The 5,639-nt window shown below is 68.9% G+C and carries 4 protein-coding genes and 1 pseudogene; 1 reads left to right on the top strand and 4 read right to left on the bottom strand.

The window, feature by feature from the left end:
- Window positions 1-377: pseudogene (locus tag JOZ00_RS22825) on the bottom strand (peptidase); the annotation flags it as partial.
- Between the two features lie 35 nt (window positions 378-412).
- Complete coding sequence (locus JOZ00_RS22820) at window positions 413-1,540, bottom strand: Xaa-Pro peptidase family protein (RefSeq protein ID WP_293348424.1); 1,128 nt, start codon at window positions 1,538-1,540, stop codon at window positions 413-415.
- Between the two features lie 68 nt (window positions 1,541-1,608).
- On the opposite strand from JOZ00_RS22820, the gene JOZ00_RS22815 reads away from it, so the two are divergent.
- Window positions 1,609-2,577, top strand: coding sequence for a 5'-3' exonuclease (locus JOZ00_RS22815; RefSeq protein WP_293348421.1), 969 nt, complete (start codon window positions 1,609-1,611; stop codon window positions 2,575-2,577).
- An 8-nt stretch (window positions 2,578-2,585) separates the two neighbouring features.
- Here the strand turns inward: JOZ00_RS22815 and JOZ00_RS22810 are convergent, their stop codons facing one another.
- Window positions 2,586-3,335, bottom strand: coding sequence for a DUF4333 domain-containing protein (locus tag JOZ00_RS22810; protein ID WP_293348418.1), 750 nt, complete (start codon window positions 3,333-3,335; stop codon window positions 2,586-2,588).
- A gap of 78 nt (window positions 3,336-3,413) precedes the next feature.
- Window positions 3,414-5,639, bottom strand: a 2,226-nt coding sequence (locus JOZ00_RS22805) for a helicase-related protein (protein ID WP_293348415.1), incomplete at its 5' end; no start/stop codon positions are given.

Here is a 5,639-nt window from a genome sequence, read left to right as displayed (position 1 = left end):
ATGTCGGCGCCGTTGCCCGCCGCGGCACCGTCGGGATACACGTAGGTTCCGCGCGGCGGCGCCTGAATCTTCAGATCGCCGATCGGCAAGCCCGTCGCGCCGTGGTCGTCGTAGAGAAAGTCGGTCCAGAACAGGGCACCGCCCGCGATCCGGCCGGCCCCGCACGTGCGCGGAAAGTGCTCACCGAACGGCCATTCCGACGGTGCGGGAAGTTCCGGCTCGGGCCGGCGCGCGGCCGGTGGCACGCCCTCGGGCATCCCATCGACCACGACAAGCTCGGCAGGCGGAGCGGGCGCTGGTGCGGCGGGGTGAACTATCGCCTCGGCGATATGACGTGCAATGCGAATCGGCAGCAGTGGGAGATCCAGGATTGACACCATCCCCAACCTACGCGGCACGGGTGTCCCGGCGGTTACGGCCCGGGGACCACTATCAGCTCGTGCGGCCGGCTGTTGACGGATGCGGCGCCGTCTGCGGTGACGACGACGATGTCCTCGATCCGGGCACCCCACCGGCCCGGGAAGTAGATGCCCGGTTCGATGGAAAAGGCCATGCCCGCGGTCAGCGGCAAGTCGTTTCCGGCGACGATGTAGGGCTCTTCGTGAACCGAGAGCCCGATACCGTGCCCGGTGCGATGCACGAAGAACTCGGCGAGCCCTTCCTGCGCCAGCACGTCGCGGGCCGCTGCGTCGACCTGAGCGGCGGTTACGCCCGGTCGGACCGCCGCATGGGCCGCACGCTGGGCGCGCTGTAGTACCGAATACTCCTGCAGCACATCGGGTTCTGGCTCACCGATGCTGTAGGTCCGCGTCGAGTCGGAGTGATAGCCGGGTTCGTATGCGCCGCCGATGTCAACGACGACGATGTCACCGGCTTGCAACTCACGATCCGAATATCCGTGGTGCGGGTCGGCGCTGTGCGGACCGGAGCCGACGATGATAAAGGACACATCCGAATGACCTTCGGCGACAATCGCTTTCGCGATGTCGGCGGCAACGTCGGCCTCGGTTCGTCCCGCAACCAGAAATTCCGGAACCTGGGCATGCACCCGGTCGATGGCCGCACCGGCTTTGCGCAGCGCGTCGAATTCGCACTCCTCCTTGACCATCCGCAGCCTGCGCAACACGTCGGTGGCCAAGACGGGCTGCACCCCGAGCGCACCGGCCAGCGGCACCAGGTGCAGTGCCGGCATGGAATCGGTCACCGCGGTCGCAGCGGGCGCGCCGCCCAATGCCGCACTCACGAGTTGGTAGGGATCGTCGCCGTCGACCCAATCCCGCACCGCGAGGCCGAGTTCCGCGATGGCCGACTCCTTCAGCGAGGCCAGCTCGAGGCGCGGCACCACCATGGTCGGGTCACACGACGCCGGCAACACCAGCGCGGTGAGGCGCTCGAACGTCTCGGCGCGCGATCCGACGAGGTAACGCAGGTCGTAACCCGGGGTGATCACCAGCCCGGCCAGACCCGCTTCTGCGGCCGCGGCGGCCGCCGCGGCCAGTCGGCGCGCGTACACCGGGGTATCGAAGCGGTGAGATTCCATGGCAGCCAGGCTAGTGCCCGATCGCCTGGCTAACCTTCCCGGCGGCGGCTGCTGGCAGGATAAACCGCATGCCCGCAAAGCGATCGCCACTGGTACTCCTCGATGGCGCCAGCATGTGGTTCCGCTCGTACTTCGGGGTCCCGTCGTCCATCACCTCTCCCGACGGCCGGCCCGTCAACGCCGTACGCGGCTTCATCGACTCGGTGGCCGTTGTCATCACCCAGCAGCGGCCGCACCGCCTGGCGGTCTGCCTCGACCTGGATTGGCGACCGCAATTTCGTGTCGACCTGATCCCGTCGTACAAGGCCCACCGGGTGGCCGAACCGGAACCGGCGGGCGAGCCCGACATCGAGGAAGTGCCCGACGACCTGACACCGCAGGTCGACATGATCATGGAACTGCTCGACGCATTCGGGATCCCGACCGCGGGCGCAGAAGGTTTCGAGGCCGACGACGTACTGGGAACGCTCGCGGCGCAGGAACGCCACGACCCTGTCGTCGTGGTCAGCGGCGACCGCGACCTGCTGCAGGTGGTGTCCGACGACCCCGTCTCGGTTCGGGTGCTGTACCTGGGCCGCGGGCTGACCAAGGCCACGTTGTTCGGGCCCGTCGAGGTGGCAGAGCAGTATGGCGTCCCGGAGCATCGCGCCGGAGCGGCTTACGCCGAGCTCGCGCTGTTGCGTGGTGACCCGTCCGATGGTCTGCCGGGTGTACCCGGGGTCGGCGAGAAGACGGCGGGGACGCTGCTGGCCCAACATGGTTCGCTGGACCAGATCCTGGCGGCCGCCCGCGACCCCAAATCGAAGATGGCCAAAGGCGTGCGGACCAAACTGCTGTGCGCCGCCGACTACATCGACGCCGCCGAACAGGTCGTCCGCGTGGCCACCGACGCGCCCGTCGACCTGTCGACGGACACCGACGAGCTACCGCTGGTTGCAGCGGATCCGCAACGCGTCGCCAAGCTGGCAACCAAGCTCGGCATCGGGTCGTCGATCAGCCGCCTGCAGAAGGCGCTCGACGGGCTGCCCGGAGGCTGAGACAGCGGCTATTGCGGCCGGCCGACCTCGTAGGTGCCCTTGTTGTCCTGGAACGTCACCGTCACGTGCTTGGCCGCACCGTCGATGCTCACGTCGCAGTCAAAGGTCGCGCCCTTTTTCACGGTGGGGTTCTGGCCGTGGTTGCACTTGACGTCCTTGACGTTCTTGGCGCCGTAGCCGTTGGTTTCGTCGCTGAGGACCTGCTGCACACCGGTCTGGGCCTTATTGACGTCGAGCTTGGTGGTGACGAAGAACCCGGGCTCCCAGAAACCGAGGACCAGCACCACCGCGATGAGCAGGAAGGCGATCGCACCACCCACACCGGCGAGCAGGCCGACGGGTCGCTTCTTGGCGGGCTGCTCGTAGCCCGGGTACTGCTGCGGGTATTGGCCAGGCGGGCCGTACTGCCCCGGCTGCCCATACTGGCCGGGCTGCGCATACTGGCCCGGCTGACCGTACTGGCCGGGCTGCGCGTACTGGCCGGGCTGCGCATACTGGCCCGGCTGGCCGTATTGCCCGTGCTGCTCGTAACCCGGCTGCTGGGGGTACTGCTGTGGGTATGCCTGCTCGCCCGGCTGCTGGTACTGCGGGTACTCGGCGGGCGGCGTGTACGCCGGGGCCTGCCACGTCTGCTCGTGGCCGGGATGCTCATGGCCCGGCTGCTGCCAGGGCGATCCTGCCTGAGTCGGCTCGGAGGACGGGTCGCTACCTTGGCCGGGCGGTTGCCACTGCTGGTCCGATCCCTGCGGTCCGCTCATCGTCTCTCCTCAGCCCCTTGTGTCTCAGCATGATTGATCGCCGTCTCGTTTCGGCTCCTACGGTAGCTGCGGCCCAGCCTACCCGGCGTCAACTGCAACGACGCCGCGCCGAATGTCGTTGATCGCGCGCTTGGCGGTGGCCCGCAGCTCGGCATCGGGCGCCGCGTTGCGGACCTGGTCCAGCAGGTCGAGCACCTGGCGACACCAGCGCACGAAGTCCCCCGCGAGCAGTGGTGACCCGGTGCCGGACGGGTCGGCCGCCGCCAGCGCTGCGGCCAGATCTCCGGTCCGGGCCCAGCGGTAGATGACGTTGACGAATCCGTCGTCAGGCTCCCGGCTCGGCGCGATCCGGTGCGTCTGCTCGTCGGCGCGCAGCGCACCCGACAGCCTCGACGTCTGTACCAGTGCCTGCCGCAGACGCGGGGTGGGCGCCTCGGCGGCGAACGCGCCCCCGGGGCCGTCACCGCCCCGCGTCTCGTACAGCACCGCCGAGACGACCGCCGCCAACTCGGCCGGCTTCATGCCCGCCCACGCGTCGGTGCGCAGGCACTCGGCGACCAAGAGGTCGCTCTCGCTGTAGATACGGGCCAGCAACCGGCCGTCGTCGGTGACGCGGGGATCACCGTCGCGGTCTTCGATGAAGCCGCGCTCGGTGAGCAGGCCGACGATCCGGTCGAAGGTCCGGGCCAGCGAATTGGTCGCGGCCGCAACCTTTTTCTCCAGCTGCGCGTTGTCGCGCTCGATCCGCAGATAGCGCTCGGCCTGCCGGACCGCGTCCTCGACGCCGGGGCTGTTGTGCGACGGATGCCTCCGCAACTCCTCGCGCAACTTCGCCAGCTCCGGATCGTGAAACGCGCCATCCTGATCGCCGCGCGCGCTGCGGCGCGCGGCCGGAATGGGCAGGCCCTCGGCGGCCGAGAGTAGCGCCGACGCCAGATCACGCCGGACGCGCGGCTGACGATGCTCCACCCGCTTGGGCAACGACATCGATCCGACCGGCGCGTTCGCACCCGAATAATCGGCCGACGAAATCCTTCCCGCCCAACGGTTTTCGGTGAGCACCAGGGGGCGTGGATCGGAACTGTCGCGAGCCGATTCCAGCACCACGGCCAGTCCGCCGCGACGGCCGTGGGTGATGTTGATGATGTCGCCGCGGCGCAGCGCGGCCAGCGCATCGGTGGTCGCCTGCCGCCGCTGCAACCGCGACGCGCGCGACTGCGCACGCTCCATCTCCGAAATCCGCGCGCGCAGCCGCGCGTATTCCAGGATCGGGGCCTGCGGCCCACCCAGCTCGGTGGCGATCTCTTCGAGCATCTCGTTGCCCCGCTCGATGCCACGGACCAGCCCGACCACTGAGCGGTCGGCCTGATACTGCGCGAAGGACTGCTCGAGCAACCGATGCGCCTGCTCGGGACCCATCTGCTGCACCAGGTTGATCGTCATGTTGTACGACGGCGCAAACGAACTGCGTAGCGGGAAGGTGCGGGTGGAGGCCAGGCCGGCGACCGCCGACGGTTCGGTGGTTTCCTCGGTGGGATTCCACAGCACCACGGCGTGGCCCTCAACGTCGATTCCGCGCCTTCCGGCGCGCCCGGTCAGCTGTGTGTACTCCCCCGGCGTCAGCGGCACGTGCTGCTCGCCGTTGAATTTCACCAGCCGCTCGAGCACCACCGTGCGCGCGGGCATGTTGATTCCGAGCGCGAGGGTTTCGGTGGCGAATATCGCCTTCACCAGTCCGGCGGTGAACAGCTCTTCGACCGTGTGCCGGAAGGCGGGCAACATTCCGGCGTGGTGGGCCGCCAGCCCGCGCAGCAACCCCTCGCGCCACTCGTAGTAGCCGAGCACACCCAGATCGGCGTCGTCGAGATCGCCGCAACGATGCTCGATCACCTCGGCGATCTGCGCGCGCTCTTCGGGGGTGGTCAGCTGCAGAGGCGAGCGCAGGCACTGTTGAACCGCGGCGTCACAGCCCGCTCGCGAGAACACGAAGGTGATCGCCGGCAACAGCCCTTCGGAGTCCAGGCTCGCGATCACGTCCGGCCGCGCGGGCGGCCGGTAAAAGCGTGGCCGGTGCGGGCCACCGCGTCCACGGCCCCGCCGTGGCTGCCAGTCCGACATCCGGTCGGCTTCGCGCCGATGCGCGATGTGCCGCAGCAGGTCCGGGTTGACGCGCGGCTCGCGGATTGCGGCCGGCTGCTCCTGGGTCGCCGAACTCCGGTAGTCGAAGAGGTCGAGGAGGCGCTTGCCCACCAGGACGTGTTGCCACAACGGCACCGGCCGGTGCTCGTCGACCACCACGGTCGT

Origin of the sequence: Mycobacterium sp. (assembly GCF_019243155.1) — a bacterium.
Classification (GTDB): domain Bacteria; phylum Actinomycetota; class Actinomycetes; order Mycobacteriales; family Mycobacteriaceae; genus Mycobacterium.
Note: the sequence above shows the minus strand (reverse complement) of the source record. Positions and strands in the feature narration are given on the sequence as shown.

Coding starts and splice junctions, on each gene's coding strand:
- JOZ00_RS22820 (WP_293348424.1), bottom strand. CDS start 1,540: ATGGAATCTCACCGCTTCGATACCCCGGTGTACGCGCGCCGACTGGCC.
- JOZ00_RS22815 (WP_293348421.1), top strand. CDS start 1,609: ATGCCCGCAAAGCGATCGCCACTGGTACTCCTCGATGGCGCCAGCATG.
- JOZ00_RS22810 (WP_293348418.1), bottom strand. CDS start 3,335: ATGAGCGGACCGCAGGGATCGGACCAGCAGTGGCAACCGCCCGGCCAA.